General features: G+C 38.0%; 12 protein-coding genes. All 12 read left to right on the top strand.

Annotation, left to right across the window (positions count from 1 at the left end; all coding sequences use genetic code 11):
• Positions 1–18: 18 nt before the first annotated feature.
• The 12 genes from PR767_RS03605 to PR767_RS03550 all read left to right on the top strand — a co-directional run bounded on the left by PR767_RS03605 (position 19) and on the right by PR767_RS03550 (position 16,762).
• Entirely contained in the window at positions 19–1,470 is a 1,452-nt protein-coding gene (locus PR767_RS03605; RefSeq protein WP_004907804.1) for a sodium:solute symporter family protein, read from the top strand.
• Between the two features lie 20 nt (positions 1,471–1,490).
• A complete protein-coding gene (locus PR767_RS03600) occupies positions 1,491–2,744 on the top strand; it encodes an amino acid deaminase (protein ID WP_272519897.1) in 1,254 nt (417 codons plus the stop codon).
• Between the two features lie 243 nt (positions 2,745–2,987).
• Entirely contained in the window at positions 2,988–3,947 is a 960-nt protein-coding gene (locus PR767_RS03595) for a D-2-hydroxyacid dehydrogenase (RefSeq protein WP_272519896.1), read from the top strand.
• 30 nt (positions 3,948–3,977) lie between these two features.
• Positions 3,978–4,787 (top strand): class I fructose-bisphosphate aldolase, encoded by an 810-nt coding sequence (locus PR767_RS03590; RefSeq protein WP_004259316.1) that lies wholly within the window; start codon positions 3,978–3,980, stop codon positions 4,785–4,787.
• A gap of 36 nt (positions 4,788–4,823) precedes the next feature.
• Positions 4,824–5,864, top strand: coding sequence for a zinc-dependent dehydrogenase (locus PR767_RS03585; RefSeq protein WP_004907811.1), 1,041 nt, complete (start codon positions 4,824–4,826; stop codon positions 5,862–5,864).
• Positions 5,865–5,884: 20 nt separating this feature from the next.
• On the top strand, positions 5,885–7,387 hold the full coding sequence (locus PR767_RS03580) for a xylulokinase (protein WP_272519895.1): 1,503 nt from the start codon (positions 5,885–5,887) through the stop codon (positions 7,385–7,387).
• Between the two features lie 135 nt (positions 7,388–7,522).
• On the top strand, positions 7,523–8,845 hold the full coding sequence (locus PR767_RS03575) for an MFS transporter (protein ID WP_004907815.1): 1,323 nt from the start codon (positions 7,523–7,525) through the stop codon (positions 8,843–8,845).
• A gap of 80 nt (positions 8,846–8,925) precedes the next feature.
• Positions 8,926–10,071, top strand: coding sequence for a glycerate kinase (locus PR767_RS03570; RefSeq protein WP_272519894.1), 1,146 nt, complete (start codon positions 8,926–8,928; stop codon positions 10,069–10,071).
• A 175-nt stretch (positions 10,072–10,246) separates the two neighbouring features.
• Positions 10,247–11,404: a sugar diacid recognition domain-containing protein gene (locus PR767_RS03565; protein ID WP_109912742.1), complete on the top strand. Its 1,158-nt coding sequence runs from the start codon at positions 10,247–10,249 to the stop codon at positions 11,402–11,404.
• Between the two features lie 1,485 nt (positions 11,405–12,889).
• A complete protein-coding gene (locus PR767_RS03560) occupies positions 12,890–13,420 on the top strand; it encodes a fimbrial protein (RefSeq protein ID WP_004907820.1) in 531 nt (176 codons plus the stop codon).
• A 79-nt stretch (positions 13,421–13,499) separates the two neighbouring features.
• Positions 13,500–14,051, top strand: a complete 552-nt coding sequence (locus PR767_RS03555; RefSeq protein WP_109912690.1) for a fimbrial protein — start codon at positions 13,500–13,502, stop codon at positions 14,049–14,051.
• A gap of 20 nt (positions 14,052–14,071) precedes the next feature.
• Positions 14,072–16,762 carry an outer membrane usher protein gene (locus PR767_RS03550; protein WP_004907825.1) on the top strand — a complete coding sequence of 897 codons (2,691 nt, stop codon included), beginning with the start codon at positions 14,072–14,074 and terminating at the stop codon, positions 16,760–16,762.
• Positions 16,763–16,782: the final 20 nt, after the last annotated feature.

The following is a 16,782-nucleotide window of genomic DNA, read 5'->3' as shown; positions in this document are numbered from 1 at the left end:
AGGCGATGAGAGGCTACTATGGAACATAATAATTTCTTAATGTGGTTTTTGTTATATGCATTTGTGATGATGTTTGTGGGTTGGTACGTCACAAGGCATCAAAAAACCGGTGAAGACTTCATTCTTGGGGGCAGAAAGCTCCCTATGCTACTCACTCTCGGTTCAACTGTCGGTACGATGGTGGGAACGGGCTCAAGTATTGGTGCAGTCAGTTTTGGTTATTCCAATGGTTGGGCGGGAATGTTGTATGGGATTGGTGGAGCGACGGGGATCTTACTAACGGCTTGGTTATTTGCGCCAGTAAGAAATTATCGCTTTATGACCATGAGTGAAGAGATCTGCTATTACACAGGCGGCAGCCGTTTAGTGAAAAACTTGGTTGCGTTATTAATATTTTTAGCATCGATAGGCTGGCTGGGCGCTCATATTCTTGGCGGCGGTTTATACCTAGCATGGGCGGCAGATATTGATATTACTGTTGCGAAGATCATTATCGCAGTTGGCTTTGTTTTTTACGTGGGGATTGGTGGCTATAAAGCGGTTTCATGGATTGATACACTGCAATCAATTGTTTTATTCCTCGGGTTTATCATTCTAGCGGTTGCTTCGGTAAGCTATGTTGGTGGTTGGGATGTTGTTGTTAAGAGTACAGACCCTGACGCCTTTACTTTATTCGGTATTGGTAAATTAGGCGTTTTACCTGCGATATCATTGGCTGTGGTCATTGGCATTGGTGTATTAGCGACACCGTCATATCGCCAACGTATTTATTCAGCAGCATCAACTAAAGCTATCCGCCAGTCCTTTATTATTACAGGGTTACTGTATATGGGGTTTTCGTTCCTACCTGCGATTATCGGGATGGCAACGCATGTGATGGAGCCGAATTTAGAAAACAGCAGCTTTGCTTTCTTATATGCAACTAATGCTTTACCGCACGTGTTAGCGATGGTGGTATTGATTGCAGGTATGTCTGCCAATATGTCATCAGGCAGCTCAGATGCTATCGCGGGTGTTTCTATTATCCTACGTGATATCTATACGATGGTAACAGGTAGGATGCCTCCACCTGAGAAAGCGATCAATTTATCTCGTATCTTCTTACTTGGCGTCATCTTGTTAGCACTTGTCTTTGCATTAACTTCGAATGACATTATCGGCTACATTACCAAAATGATATCAATGATTATGTCAGGCCTGTGTGTAACCGTGTTATTGGGTAAATTCTGGCATCGTTTTAACTGGCAAGGCTGTATTGCTGCATTGGTTGCGGGGAGTTCAACATCATTAACGATTATCTTGACGCCAGAGTGGTCTGCAAAATTAGGCAACCCAGTAATCCCTGCATTAGCCATCAGTTTGGTCTGCGCGGTTGTTGTGACATTGATAACACCAAAAAATAAACTCAGTCGTGAAGAAGTACTAGAAAATATTACTCACGAGAGAGAAAACACAGCCAAAAGCCAGTAACCAGCAAGTTGAGGAAAAAAATGACGAAACTGAATGTGTTAGCAGGCGTAGGGCATAAATCAGCCACATTAAATCAAGAGGGTATTTCGGTAAACATTCTACATGAGGATGTGTGTTTGCCTGCGGTGGTAGTGAAGCGTAATGAGCTGGAAAATAATATTGCATGGATGCAGCATTATTCGAATGTGGCGAATGTTTCGTTGTCTCCACATGGTAAAACCACCATGACGCCTGCCATTTTTAAACGACAAATTGCTCAAGGTGCATGGGGGCTAAGTGTAGGAACAGCTTATCAAGCCAAGGTGGCAGTGGAGTCAGGTGTTCAGAATATCATTATTGCGAATCAAGTCGTGGGTAAAACCAATATTCGATTACTTGCAGAGTTAGTGCTATTAAATCAAGCCAATATTTATTGTTGTGTTGATAGCGTGATTCATGCAAAACAGCTGGCGGCTATTTTTTCATCGTTAGATTTAACCATAAATGTGCTGATTGAGTTAGGGGTTAATGGTGGACACTGTGGATGTCGAAGTGAAGAAGAAGCCATCATATTGGCAAATGAGTTAACCAAACTCCCTTCTTTAATGATTGCTGGCATTGAATTCTATGAAGGCGTTATTCATAGTGATGATGCTCAAAAGGATATTGAAGAGATACAGCAATTTTTACAGCGAGTGTTAACCACCAGTCAAAAACTGGATAACTTAGGTGTATTTGCACGTTATTCAGGGGAGCTATTAATAACTGGGGCAGGTTCAGTTTGGTATGATCTGGTCAGTAAAAAAATGGCAGAGTTTCATCTTTCTAAACCTATTCGGTTTGTGATCCGCCCTGGATGTTATATTACACATGACCACGGTATTTATGATGAAGCTCAGAACGCATTGAAAGTTAGAGATAGTATGGCCTGCCAGTTAGATGGCGATTTGATGCCAGCGATGGAAATTGTGGCATTAATTCAGTCAGTACCTGAGAGGGGACGAGCGATTGTTAATTTTGGCAAAAGAGATGTCGCCTTTGATGCAGGTTTGCCTCAGCCTCTAATGCAATACCGAGAGGGGAAGCCAGTCTATTTTCAAACTAATAGTGCGAAAACAGTTGGTTTAATGGACCAACATGCCATTTTATCTTTTGATGAAAATTGTGATTTCCAAGTTGGTGATATACTGGTATTTGGGACATCTCATCCCTGTATTACATTTGATAAATGGAAAGTGATTTATCTTGTTGATGATAAATATGATGTTATAGAGGAAATGCCAACCTTTTTCTAATGTTGAGTTATTAACTCACTTTATTTTAAATCGGTCACCTGTTTTAAGGGGCCGATTTTTTATTCATCACATTCTTGTGATCGAATTCATAACAAATTGTGCATATGCACAATTATATTCAATTTTTTACATTGAAAACTAGTCATTCTTACAATGCCTTCCTGATAAGTGAATTATATAATTTTATTAAATCAAAAAGTCTAATTGATATTCATTTTGTTGGTTAATTGGGTGGTAATAAAAATGACAGTTAAAATCGTGTTTCTCGATCATGAAACTTTCCCCGAAGGAATAAATATTAAGAAAATAAATAAAGAATATAGTTTAGAACTGTATGGGAAAACATCGGAAGATGAAATTATTGAGCGAGTAAAAAATGCAGACATTATTATTACCAATAAAGTAAGAATAACTAAAAAAATTATTGAAGCTGCAAAGAGACTTAAATTTATTTCTGTCGCTGCAACAGGAATGGATGTGATTGATATTGGTGCTTGTAATGAGCGTAATATATTAGTTTCTAATATCAGAAATTATGCAATAAATACAGTTCCTGAGCATACGTTTACCTTGATTTTAGCCTTACGTCGTAGCTTATTAGCCTATGCACAATCAGTACGAAATGGTCGCTGGCAAGAATCAGGTCAATTTTGTTATTTTGATTATAAAATTAATAACTTAGCTGACTCGACGCTTGGTATTATTGGTGATGGTGTCTTAGGTAAGGCAGTTGCTGATATCGCAAAAGTTTTTGGTATGAAGGTGTTATTTTCCACATACAAGGGCACGAATAATATGGGCCCACTATATACACCTTTTGAAGATGTTATTGCGAAAAGCGATATTATTTCTATTCATTGTCCATTACTCAAATCCACCAAGGATTTAATTAGCTTTCCAGAATTCGAACAGATGAAATTGTCTTGTATTTTAATTAATACTGCACGAGGTGGGATCGTTAATGAAGAAGCATTATATGGCGCTCTAATAAATAATAAAATATTAGGTGCTGGGTTTGATGTTTGTATTTCAGAACCACCTGAAAAAGAAAGTTATATGATGAAATTAACTCAGTTATCAAATTTTATTCTTACTCCTCATATTTCATGGGCTAGTTTTGAAGCCATACAAACCTTATCAGACATGATGATGGACAATATCGAAGCCTTTTTATCTGGCCATCCTCAAAATTTAGTTAATTAATTCACTCATTGATTTAAAGAGGTCATCAATATGTTTTTAGGAAAAGAAATCCGTTTAAAAAGATTATTAAATAAAAAATCTGGCCGTCTTCTTGCAATTACCATGGATCATCCGATTACACGTGGTGTATTACCGGGAATTGGTGATATTAAATCCGTCATGAAACAGGTTGTTGCGGGTGCACCTGATGCTATTACGATGCATAAAGGTATTATTGAAAAAGTTTATCCTCCATATGTTGCTTCCGATGTTTCTATCATCATGAAAGCGACAAGTTACTCCATACCTTACCATGAAGCTTATGACACACCCGTTGCTGACGTTGAAGAAGCCATTCGTTTAGGAGCAGACGCAATTTCAGTCGGCTGTATTATGGGCGGGCCAGAACAGGCACAGCAATTGACATTTTTAGGCCAAGTATCGAAAGCCGCTGCTTCCGCAGGACTGCCTTTAGTCGCACACATTTATCCAAAAGGCCCAATGATTGAAGACAGTTTTGATGCGAAAAATCTCGCTTACTGTGTTCGCGCAGGCGCTGAGCTAGGTGTCGATATCATCAAAACACTCTGGTCTGGTTCCCCTGAGACATTTAAATCTGTCGTTGATAGTTGCCCAGCTATGGTTGCTTTAGCTGGTGGTGATATGGGGAGCGATCTTGTTAGCTTCCTAACAAATACACGTAAAGCATTAGATATTGGTGTTGGTGGTGTGACATACGGGCGCTTTGTATGGCAGCACGAAAACCCAACAGCAGTCATTAAGGCTCTGAATGCATTAATCAATGATGATTGTTCGGTTGACCAAGCTATCGCGGAATATAAGCAAGCGGGTGGCAAATAACCAACGTTCATAGCTGTCATGCATGGGGAGGAAAAAATGAAAGCAGCGGTATTGTATGCGCCTAATGAACTTAGAGTGGCAGACGTTAAATATCCACAAGTTGGTAAAGGCGATGTGGTTATTAAAGTCAAGGCAGCCGCGATTTGTGGAACTGACGGACGGATTATTTCCGGTAAAAAAACCAAAGGCGTGCGTTACCCTTCTGTAATAGGGCATGAATTTTCAGGGGAAATTGTCGAAGTCGGTGAAAATGTGACTGACCTAAACGTCGGGGACGCAATCGCTGTTGACCCTGTCGTGCCATGCCGTTCTTGTGTTTATTGTCGTATCGGTAAAGAAAATGTCTGTTTAAACCGCCAAGCAATCGGTTATGAATTTGATGGCGCTTTTGCGGAATATGTTCGAATACCAGAGGTTGCTTTGTCATCGGGTAATGTCTTTAAGATACCGAAAGGGATGTCTTTTGAAGCCGCAGCATTAGCTGAGCCGTTAGCTTGCTGTATCAATGGACAAAAAAATGTGGGTATTGAGCTTGGTGATACGGTGGTCATTATTGGTGCGGGGCCTATCGGGTTAATGCATGTGCAACTTGCGCGTTTCTCAGGTGCGACAAATATTGTTGTTAGTGAACTCAATGAACAACGCCAACAGGCTGCGTTAAATTGCGGTGCCACACGTGTCGTCAATAGCCAGCAAGAAAACTTACTGGATGTAGTAAAAGGCTTGACGGAAGGGGTGGGCGCAGATGTGGTGATTATTGCTATTGGCATTCCTGGATTAGTTAATCCCGCATTGGAACTCGCTAGAAAAGGAGGACGAGTTAACTTGTTTGCCGGCTTTTCAAAGGATGATATGGCGCAAATTGATGTCAATATTATTCACTACAACGAGCTTATTCTTACAGGAGCCAGTGCGTTAAGTCGAGAAGGCTACCAGCAAGCCTTGACACTGATTTCTTCGGGCTTAATTGATATCGAGAAATTAGTGACTCACCGATTTGCTTTAGATGAGATCAACGAGGCCATGGCAACCGCTCAAAAAGGTGACGCGATTAAAATTATTATACATAACAATTAAAAGCAGGCGTTGGAGGCAGCATGATGGACAGTGTCTATTTGGGAATTGATGCAGGTAGCAGTAGCGTGAAAGTTTGTGCATTTAATTTCCATGGAGAATTATTGGCAAAGGCTTCACGTGATACCAATATTATTTCCAAATCTCCCAAAAATCATGAAATTGACTTAAATGACTTTTGGAAAAAGACCGCAGATGCAGTTAAAGAAGTGACTTCTCAAGTAAAGAATATCGTATCTGTGAGTTTTTCTGTTGCTTGCCCAACGCTGGTTTTATTGGATAAACATCATAAGCCTGTTGCAAATGGGATTACTTATCTTGATGGGCGTTCCGAAGGTTTCATACAGCAAACACTCGGGGAAAATATAACGCATGTTCGGGCACTTTCTTGTAATAGTCCAAGTCCGTCTGCATGTTGGGTGGGAACGTTAGGATGGCTACAAGAACAACAGCCGGAATTAATGCAAAAAGTTCATAAGGTCGTTCTACTTAATAGCTTTTTATCTTTAAAGTTAGGAAGTCAAAAAGCCGCCATTGACCCGACCCAAGCCGCGTATTCTGGCGCAGTCGTTTTGTCTAAAGCACCTAAGTGGTCAAAAGAACTATTAAGGTATTGGAAGTTTAATCACGATATTTTACCGCCAATTTACCAGTGCACTTCTGTGGTTGGTAAGGTGAGTAAAGAAGCCGCTCAAGAAACGGGGTTGAAAGAAAATACGCCAATTATTTTAGGGTCGGCAGATACTGCTGCTGCTGCATTTGCCGTTGGGTTACTTGACCCTGAAACAGCTTTTGAATCAACAGGAACATCAGGAGTCATTACGTTTTGCTTAGAAGAGCCGAACTTTGATCCTCGTTTTATGAACCGATATCACATCGTTCCCAATCAATGGTTGGCCCATGGAGCGATGTCGACAACTGGGGGGACATTCAGTTGGCTAAACCAGGCGGTTTGGCCGGAAGTTAATGACCATGAACAGTTGGAGATATTTTCAAAATCATCAGTACCTGGTGCTAATGGCTTAATTTATCTGCCTTATTTAGCTGGAGAACGTAGCCCTATTTGGGATGTTAATGCATCGGGGGCATGGATAGGCTTACGGCTAAATCATACTCGCGATGATATGGTCAGGGCGGCATTTGAAGGTACAGCATATGGTTTAAAACAGATTTTGAATATTGCCCATGAAAAATGGGGGGTGATATTAGATGAATTACTCAGCGTAGGGGGAGGATCACGTAATACGTTATGGACTCAAATTAAAGCGGATATTCTTCAGGTTGAATATAATATTGCCCAAACAGCAGATGCAGCGGCTTTTGGCGCGGCAATGGTTGGTGCGACAGGAGCCGGTTTTTTCTGTGGCATTAATGACCCTGATTTACCGATTATAAAAACAGAAGATATCACATTCACACCAAATCAAGATAAAAAAACACAAGATACTTATAACAAGCAGTTTAATATTTACAATGGACTGTATCCTTTATTAAAAGAAACAATGCATAGCTTGTCGAGTAAATAAAATTAATTGAAGTAAGTTTAAATTAAATAACGTTCCTAAATGTTAATTTTAATGAATTAGCAGGGATCGTTTCATTTTTAAAAAAGCAGGTAATAAAACGTGTATTAAATAATAAACTGCTCTGGAGCGAAAATAATGATAAATTCAAATCCGATTAGGCCAAAGACGAATTATCGTTGGGTGGTATTAGCCCTGATTTTTATCGTCTATGCTGTAAATTATGCAGACAGAAGTAATATTGGTGCGGTTCTACCTTTTATTACTGATGAGTTTAAATTAACTAATTTAGAAGCGGGCTCTCTCGCGAGTATGTTTTTCCTCGGTTATGCTTTATGTCAAATACCCGCAGGCTTTTGGATGGCGAAACGTGGGATAAGAGGTATGGTGTCATTATCCATTCTCGGTTTTTCTGCCATGACTTGGTTTATTGGCTTAGCCCAATCTGCCTTTGCAATTAAGTGGTTGCGTCTTGGCCTAGGTATGGCCGAAGCACCAACTCCTGTCGGGCTAACGTCGACAATTAATAACTGGTTTCCAGCAAAAGAAAAAGCAACCGCCACTGGCGTTTATATTGCTTCAACGATGTTTGCTCCGATTATTGTTCCACCATTAGTTGTTTGGATTGCATTAACTTATGGATGGCGTTGGGTCTTTATTCTGTTCGCTATTCCCGGTATTTTTCTTGCAATTATTTGGTATTTATTTGTTAGAACAAAACCAGAGGAAAGTCGTTTTGTTTCGCAAAGTGAATTAGATTATATTCGTGCCGATAATTCAGAAATTGCAGAAAAGAAAATAGAAGGCAATATTGTTCTGAGTCCTAAATTTAATACGCTAGATAAATTTATTCGTGTTAAATCAGTCACTCCATTAAGTTCAGCTTCCCAAATATTTAAATCTAAAAATATTTGGTGTAATACTATTTCTTATTTCATGATGGTCAGTATTTTATATGGAATATTAACCTGGATACCTTCTTATCTGGTAAATGAAAAAGGCTTTTCATTTATGAAAATGGGCTTTGTTGCATCAATGCCATTTGTTGGTGGGTTTATCGGCTCGATTTTTGGTGGCTGGATCTCTGATAAAGTTTTTGGTCGTCGTCGCAAACCCACCATGCTTTTTACCGCAGTAGCGACGATTGCGATGATGTTAGTGATGTTGAATGTACCCGAAAGCACGAGCGCAGTTGCACTTGCCCTTTTCTCGGTTGGTTTGTTCTTGAATATTGGCTGGCCTGCATTTACTGCTTATCCAATGGGAGTCGCTGATAATAATAACTATCCAATTGCGATATCTGTTGTAAATAGTGGAGGAAACTTAGGTGGCTTCGTTTCACCTATGATGGCAGGGTTATTGTTAGATATGACCGGTAAGTTTGATGCTGTTTTCTCTTACTTTGGTATCTGTGCGGTGATTGGCTTAATTATGATCCTCTTACTCGATGAACCGAAATAATAAAAAGTCGTATCAGGTGGGCGAGTACCCACCTGAATTTTTAACTTATTGATAATAAAAATTTCTAAAGGATTATTTTTATGAAAATAGTCATTGCACCTGACTCATTTAAAGAGAGTTTATCTGCATTGAAAGTCGCAACGGTTATTGAAAACGGGTTCAAAGAGGTTTTTCCGCATGCAACTTATGTTAAGTGCCCTATTGCGGATGGTGGTGAGGGTACAGTTGTCACGATGGTTGAGGCTACCAATGGGGAAATCTATCATCTTGATGTTATTGGTCCTTTAGGTACGAGTGTTCAGGCATTCTATGGTTTATCTCAAAATAAACAGCAAGCATTTATTGAAATGGCTGCGGCAAGTGGGCTAGAGCTAGTCCCTATTGAATTAAGAAATCCATTACTAACGACATCATATGGCACAGGAGAGTTGATAAAGGCCTGCCTAGATACTGGGGTAAAGCAGATTATTATTGGTATAGGTGGAAGTGCAACCAATGATGGCGGAGCAGGAATGTTGCAAGCACTTGGGGCCAAATTATTAGATTCTCATGGGCAACAAATCAAATTAGGAGGGCAAGCACTTGCCGATTTAACGAGTATTGATGTCAGCACAATGGACCCGAGGATAAAAGCGTGCCAATTTAGTATTGCTTGTGATGTTTCGAACCCATTAATAGGGAGAAATGGCGCATCTGTGATATTTGGCCCCCAAAAGGGTGCGACAAATGAACATGTTGAAATGTTAGACAAAAATTTAGAACATTTTGCAGATATTATTAAGCGAGATTTGCATGTTGAAGTTCATTATATTGCAGGAGCCGGTGCTGCAGGAGGAATGGGAGCAGCCTTACTTGCTTTTCTCAAAGCGGAACTCAAGCCTGGCTTCGATATTATTGCACAAACCTTGAACCTTGAATCACACATGGTAGGAGCAAATTTAGTTATTACAGGTGAAGGGCGGTTAGATAGCCAAAGTTTAAATGGCAAAGTGCCTTTTGGCGTCGCTCAGTTAGCGAGAAAACATAAAATACCCGTTATTGCCATTGTTGGAAGCCTTGGTGATGATCTCAGTCATTTACAACAATATGGTATTGATTCAGCGTTTAGTATTTTGCATAAAATTAGTTCACTAAAAGAAGCTTTAAATAATGCTGAAAGTAATTTATTTAATTGTACTAAAAATATTGCGAATACGCTGAATATTAAAATAGATAATAAAAATTGAAATAATAGTTTTAAAATTTAGCTTTGTTTGCTGTATTTTAAATGAAATTTGTTTTTCTTGATTTTTTCAAGGAATATTGAATACTGGAGTTAATTAAATTAAAAATAAACATTATTAAAATTTATGATTGGAAAGTTTGTTTCTATTTTACAGCACCAGTAAAAGAGGTTGAAATATGTATGATTATTGTCTTACCTCCAAATTAGCGCAAGAAATTGTTGATAGAACCATGAAAATTATTGATTGTAATATTAATGTTATGGATGAAACTGGATGTATTATAGGAAGTGGAGATAGTAATAGATTGGGTGAATTCCATGAAGGTGCATTACTCGCAATAAAGCAAAAGCGAACAGTTGTTATTGATGACGCCACTGCGAATCATTTACATGGGGTTAAACCAGGTGTTAATTTACCTCTTTATTTGAATAGTAAAATTATTGGTGTAATAGGATTAACCGGGGAGCCAACCCAAATTAAACAATTTGGGGAGCTGGTTTCCATGACGGCAGTAATGATGTTAGAGCAGGCAGAGATTTATAACCATTTGAATTTAAACGATCGTTTTAAAGAAGAAATTATTCTAGCGTATATTGAAAATGGAACCATTCCTGATAACATAACTGAATGGTCTAAAAAGCTTAATATTAATTTTTCTATTCCACGAGTCGCTATTATTATTGAAGTAGATAGCGGACAATTAGGTGTAAATAGTGCATTTAGTGAATTACAAGAAATTAAAAAATTAATAGAGTATAATAATCCTGATAACTTAGTCGCTATTCAATCTTTGACGGAAATTGTCTGCTTAACTCCTGCATTAAATAAGTTCAATCGCTGGGATATTGACACTGCAAAAAAGAAAATTTTAAAATTAGAATCGGATATTCTTAAATTATTTAAATTACAAGTGAAAATATCATTAGGTAATTTCTTTTTAGATCCTGCAGAGGAATCAATTAAAAAATCATATGAGACAGCTAAAATTACCATGCAAGTAGGGAAAGCTAAAAAACCCCAGTTAAAAATTTATTGTTACCAAGATATCATGCTACCGGTATTATTATACGGGTTAAATTTTAAATGGTCTTCAGAAGAACTATTAAAACCATTGAATACATTATTACATGAAGATTCTAATGGTGTATTGATTAAAACATTAACAGTCTGGTTTAAAAATAATTTATTATCTCGTGAAACAGCTAAAGAATTATTTATTCATAGAAATACATTAGATTATCGTTTAAAAAGGATATCTGAGATAACAAAATTAGATCTACTAACGATTGAAAGTAAGGTTCTATTGTATGTTGCTCTACAGCTGAAAAATTAATCCAATAACACTATTGATGATCATCTCTCATGGAGTAAGAGAAGAATATGTTAACCTTGTTGGCAATCGCCTCAAACTCTGACGCCACGAAGTGGCAGTAAAATTTCTACTTCTTATCTTATATTTTGACTAGTTAGAGACTATCTGCCTACCCACCGATGCTTAGAGCATGATATGGCTTCTTGCCTACTCACATGTACCATCTCAATGAATACCCTATCAAGAAAATAAAGACGTATTGACATCAAACTAAGCTAGCATAGATTGTTCTTAATCTGATTGAGATCAATCTATTTTATATTTGACTCAATAATATCTACTTTCATCATATTTTAGTTCCTTTGTTCTTGAATAGTACATTAAGTTTTTAGCTACCTACAAATGCGAAAATAAGTATGTCGATAATGTTAAAAATAAAGATGAATTATGTTTTACTTGATTAGTGTTTTTACTTAAATGTAGGGTCTCTATATTTAATTTCACTATTATGTCAGTGATGTAATTATCGATAACAATTTAAGATATCATACTTACTCATTGTGAGTTTTCTAATGAATTATTTTATCTAACTTATCTTAATTAAATGGGTTAATTTCATTATGAAATAATTCAATTGTTATTGAAAATATTTTTTTTGAATTTTTTAGGTCTTAAGATAAGATTTTTGTATTTATAAATTAATTAAAAATTACCTTTAATTACCTTTTGAAATATTTTGTAATGCCAAGGTTTTTCTCGAGCATACCTTTTTTTAAATTTTCACTTAATTGTTTCTATTTTTATTTTAATTTAAAAAAATGTTTTATGATATTGTTCTTTTTTCGCTGATTTCTATATTTTTATGTATGTTAATTGTTGGTTATCTATTTGATATTTCTGTCATTATTTTTATTTTTTAATTTTCAAGATAAATGTAACAATTAATGAATTAAGAAATATTATGAAATTATTTAATTCTTTTTTTTGGGATATTTCTGATTAATTATCCACCGATAAAAATTTCGTTTTAATAATTTAGGCTTGTTTTAATATTAGCGTTATTTTCCGAACCATTTTTTTTCACTAATAAGAACCCGTTTTATGAGTATAAAAAACTTTATTAATATTGAATGGGTTTATTTTGTGGTTTTTTATTAAGAAAAAATCAATTTAATTAGGTATGCATCACTTGTTTATCCTGTAATGGTGTATTCAAAATAGAGTATGTTGTGGATATTATATATATATCACTAACTTACAGTGAAGGTTGTTAATTAATTGGTGGATTTGACATAATTAAAATGAGATATAATAATGGCAACGCATTGATGCATTGTTTAATTGTCTTATTTATTAATGGAGTTTGATAAATAGGAATGGTTATTAGTGTCAATCCTTAATGTTTACTAACCGAATATATTTTAAGAAAAAAATTAAAATAATCAGATTAATAATAACTTGTTATTTTAATTTGTGTTGTCTTTTTATCTAATGGAAATGTATAAAATGAAATTAAATAAACTTGCTTTAGTATTAGGTTTAGGTCTGGCAGTGGTTGCTGGTTCTGCTTCTGCAAACCAAGGTGGCGGCCAAGTCACTTTTAAAGGTTCAATCATTGATGCTCCTTGCTCAATTCCACCAGGTTCTCAAGCATTTGAAGTACCAATGGGTGCTATCGCAACATCTGCATTAAACGGTGGCGGTAAAAGTATTGCTCGCGATTTCAACATCCAATTAGAGCAGTGTGATATCACGACTCTGAAAACTGTTCAAACTACATTTACTGGTACGCCAAGTGCTTCTGTAACTGATGGTTTGGCTATCGCTGGTACTGCGAAAAATGCAGGTATCGTGATCACTGATTTCAACGGCACTAAAATTGCTTTAGGTGCTAAATCTCCATCTCAAGCTCTGTTCACTGGTGCAAACACACTGCGTTTCCAAGCGTATTTGCAAGGTGATGCTGATGCAACAAATAAACCAGCTGTACCGGGTGAATTTGATGCAATTGCAACATTTGCTCTGAGCTACCAGTAATTGGTACCGCCCATACAAGGATGTATGGGCACTAATTTTAATGCATTGAAATTGGTTATTAAGTTGAAATGGAGTCGCTATGAATCACTTTGGCATCATTGTCATGGTGCTTTCAGGAATGATATTTGCCCCGATAGCGAGTGCGCAAAATCAAAATTCTCGGGCACAAAGTCAGTTCAAAGGAACTGTTACTATGGGCGGTTCAATTATTGAGAGCCCTTGTGCAATTGATGCAGATAGCCGAGATCAATCAGTTAACATAACAACTGTACCGGTTAGCCAGATAATTAACGATAGAGAAAGCCCTGCAAGTAATTTCTCTATACGCCTTATCAATTGTGTTCTAACACCGGTAACTCCTGGAACTCCTAATTGGCAAACTTTCAATATTACATTTGATGGCCCGACAGATGGCCGCAGCTTCGATGTTTTCGGGCATGCAAACGGATTGTCAGTAAAAATTTCTGACACAGCTGGAAATGTTGCAATACCTGGTAAGGCAATGCCGGATTTACCCATCAGAGCAGGGGAGACAACTCTGCACTATAAGGTGCAGGTAGTACCTAATAATAAACGCTTAAAACCAGGAAATTATCAGACAACTATCCGTTTTAAAATGGATTATTACTGAGTTATTACTAAGGGACTATTATGGCTCTGCGATTAAAAAGTAAAAATAAAGTATTTAATAACTCAGTAAGTTATTTTTTAACGCCTGTTGCTACCATGGTGTTTATAGCTATTGCTCATATAAATTTAGCTAATGCGAATAATGATAATATTGAGTTTAATACGGATGTTTTAGACCTTCAGGATAAAAGCAATATTTCCTTAAATGAGTTCTCTCGAGCAGGCTATGTCATGCCAGGGAAGTATCCATTTAAAATTAATTTAAATAGTCGCGACTTAGCTGACACTTTTGATATTGAATATATCGCGGATCCTAATGATCCAAGTATGACAGAGCCTTGTTTAACGCCAGATGTTGTCGACCATATCGCTTTGCGCGATGAATGGAAACAGAAGGTTGAGTTTTCTAACAATGGCCAATGTTTAATTCCAGAAACGATTCCAGGAATGACAATAAATGGCTCTTTAGCTAAAGAAACTATCACAATTACGGTACCTCAGGCTTATATCGAGTTTACTTCTGATAACTGGGATCCACCATCTCGTTGGGATGAAGGGGTGCCCGCTCTAATTTTTGACTATAACTTGAATGCTAACGTGACAAGGCCTGCGGATTCAGCCAATACCCAGTCGGTTACTGGTAATGGTACAACAGGTTTTAACCTCGGCGCGTGGCGTTTTAGGGCTGATTGGCAAGCTAGTTATAATCGGACTAATGGGCAGTCAACTGATCGTAAATGGGATTGGAGCCAGTATTATGCTTATCGAGCAATCAAAGAGTTAAATGCAAAGCTAACGATGGGTGAGCAATTTTTACGCTCAGGTTTGTTTGACTCATTCCGTTATATGGGGGTGAGCCTGATCTCAGATGAGAGAATGCTACCACCAAATCTACGTGGTTATGCACCTGAGGTAACAGGTGTTGCAAGAACCAACGCAAAAGTGATTGTAACTCAGCAAGGGCGCGTTATTTATGAAACGCAAGTCGCTCCGGGACCTTTCCGTATTCAAGATTTAAGTGATGCGGTTAGCGGTAAGTTAGATGTACGAGTAGAAGAGCAAGATGGCTCTGTACAAGAGTTTCAAATGAATACCGCCTCTATTCCTTATTTAACACGTCCAGGCTCAGTGCTATTTAAGATAGCGGGTGGTCGACCGAATAATATGGAACATGAAACCGAAGGGCAAGGGTTTGTTACGGGGGAGTTTAGTTGGGGGGTTTCTAACGGTTGGTCATTATTTGGTGGTGGTATAGCAGCGGGTGATTATAACGCGTTATCACTGGGTGTTGGTCGAGATTTACTTGCCTTCGGTGCAATTTCATTCGATATCACCGAGTCACGAGCAAAACTGAAAACAGATAACAAAATCTATACGGGTGCATCGTATCGCTTAAGTTATTCAAAACGTTTTGAAGAATATGATAGCCAAGTAACCTTTGCTGGATACCGATTCTCTGAACGTGACTTTATGAGTATGAACCAATACCTCGATCGTCGTTATAGAGGTGTGGAGTTCGATAATAGTAAAGAGCTATATACGATTACATTTAATAAGTATTTCACGAATGCAGACCTAACCGCGTATCTGAACTATAACCACGAAACCTATTGGAATAAGCCAGCGGCAAAACGTTATAACGTTTCTATTGCGAAATATTTCAATATCGGTCGTTTTAAAAATATCAATTTAAGTTTAACGGCATTCCGCAACAAATTTGATAATAGAAATAATGACGATGGGCTATACATGAACCTCTCTTTGCCATGGGCAGATAGAGCATCAATTAGCTACAACAATATGATAACGAGAGATGGTAACTCACACACTGTCAGCTATTTCGACTCCGTTGATGATAAGACCAACTATCGTGTTGGTACTGGGGTGAGTAGCCGAGGTCGTGGAACTATTGATGGCTTCTATACGCGTTACGCTGATTTAGCAACAGTAACTGCAAGTACCAGCTATATCAATGGTGATACTTCTTCAGCCGCCTTTTCTCTACAAGGTGGTGCAACAGTCACAGGGCATGGTGCTGCACTGCACCGTATTAATACCCCAGGTGGTAGCCGTGTGATGGTGGGTACTGAAGGTGTGAAAAATGTGCCTATTCAAGGTTTCGGGCCGACCACGGAAACCAATATTTTTGGTAAAGCGGTAGTTGCTGATATCAGTGATTATTACCGTACTAATACACATATTGATGTGACTCAATTGCCTGACAATGTGGAAGCTATTCGGACATCTCAGCCAATTACGCTGACCGAAGGGGCGGTTGCTTATCGTGAGTTTGAAGTGTTATCGGGTATTAAAACTATGGTGAGATTGGCATTGGCCGATGGAAGTTATCCGCCATTTGGCGCCACAGTGAGAAATGAAAAAAATAGAGAGCTCGGTATCGTGACTGATAATGGCTCTGTGTATATCTCTGGTGTCAATCCAAATGAAGTTTTAGATGTGCATTGGGATGGAAGCACGCAGTGCAAAATTCAGGTTCCAGAAAATATTACAACGGCTGAATTTAACTCACTGTTATTACCGTGTACAAGCAGCCCCAGTGTTGAACCTGGGTATATGCCAGCAAAAGCCGTTCCTGTTGGGCAGCCAGCACCAGTTTACAAGCCTGCACCGATTAAACAGGGCGTAGCACCCAGTCAGCGTTGGTTATTGAAACCACCGGATATTGCTTACAGCGTAGATTATACCGAGTAACCCAAATTGCTTGATTTTAT

Source organism: Providencia sp. PROV223 (assembly GCF_028479245.1).
Classification (GTDB): domain Bacteria; phylum Pseudomonadota; class Gammaproteobacteria; order Enterobacterales; family Enterobacteriaceae; genus Providencia; species Providencia rettgeri.
This window is presented reverse-complemented; position numbering and strand designations above follow the sequence as displayed.

Bases quoted from the DNA above. Each gene is read 5' to 3' on its own strand.
- PR767_RS03605 (WP_004907804.1), top strand. From the start codon at position 19: ATGGAACATAATAATTTCTTAATGTGGTTTTTGTTATATGCATTTGTG.
- PR767_RS03600 (WP_272519897.1), top strand. From the start codon at position 1,491: ATGACGAAACTGAATGTGTTAGCAGGCGTAGGGCATAAATCAGCCACA.
- PR767_RS03595 (WP_272519896.1), top strand. From the start codon at position 2,988: ATGACAGTTAAAATCGTGTTTCTCGATCATGAAACTTTCCCCGAAGGA.
- PR767_RS03590 (WP_004259316.1), top strand. From the start codon at position 3,978: ATGTTTTTAGGAAAAGAAATCCGTTTAAAAAGATTATTAAATAAAAAA.
- PR767_RS03585 (WP_004907811.1), top strand. From the start codon at position 4,824: ATGAAAGCAGCGGTATTGTATGCGCCTAATGAACTTAGAGTGGCAGAC.
- PR767_RS03580 (WP_272519895.1), top strand. From the start codon at position 5,885: ATGATGGACAGTGTCTATTTGGGAATTGATGCAGGTAGCAGTAGCGTG.
- PR767_RS03575 (WP_004907815.1), top strand. From the start codon at position 7,523: ATGATAAATTCAAATCCGATTAGGCCAAAGACGAATTATCGTTGGGTG.
- PR767_RS03570 (WP_272519894.1), top strand. From the start codon at position 8,926: ATGAAAATAGTCATTGCACCTGACTCATTTAAAGAGAGTTTATCTGCA.
- PR767_RS03565 (WP_109912742.1), top strand. From the start codon at position 10,247: ATGTATGATTATTGTCTTACCTCCAAATTAGCGCAAGAAATTGTTGAT.
- PR767_RS03560 (WP_004907820.1), top strand. From the start codon at position 12,890: ATGAAATTAAATAAACTTGCTTTAGTATTAGGTTTAGGTCTGGCAGTG.
- PR767_RS03555 (WP_109912690.1), top strand. From the start codon at position 13,500: ATGAATCACTTTGGCATCATTGTCATGGTGCTTTCAGGAATGATATTT.
- PR767_RS03550 (WP_004907825.1), top strand. From the start codon at position 14,072: ATGGCTCTGCGATTAAAAAGTAAAAATAAAGTATTTAATAACTCAGTA.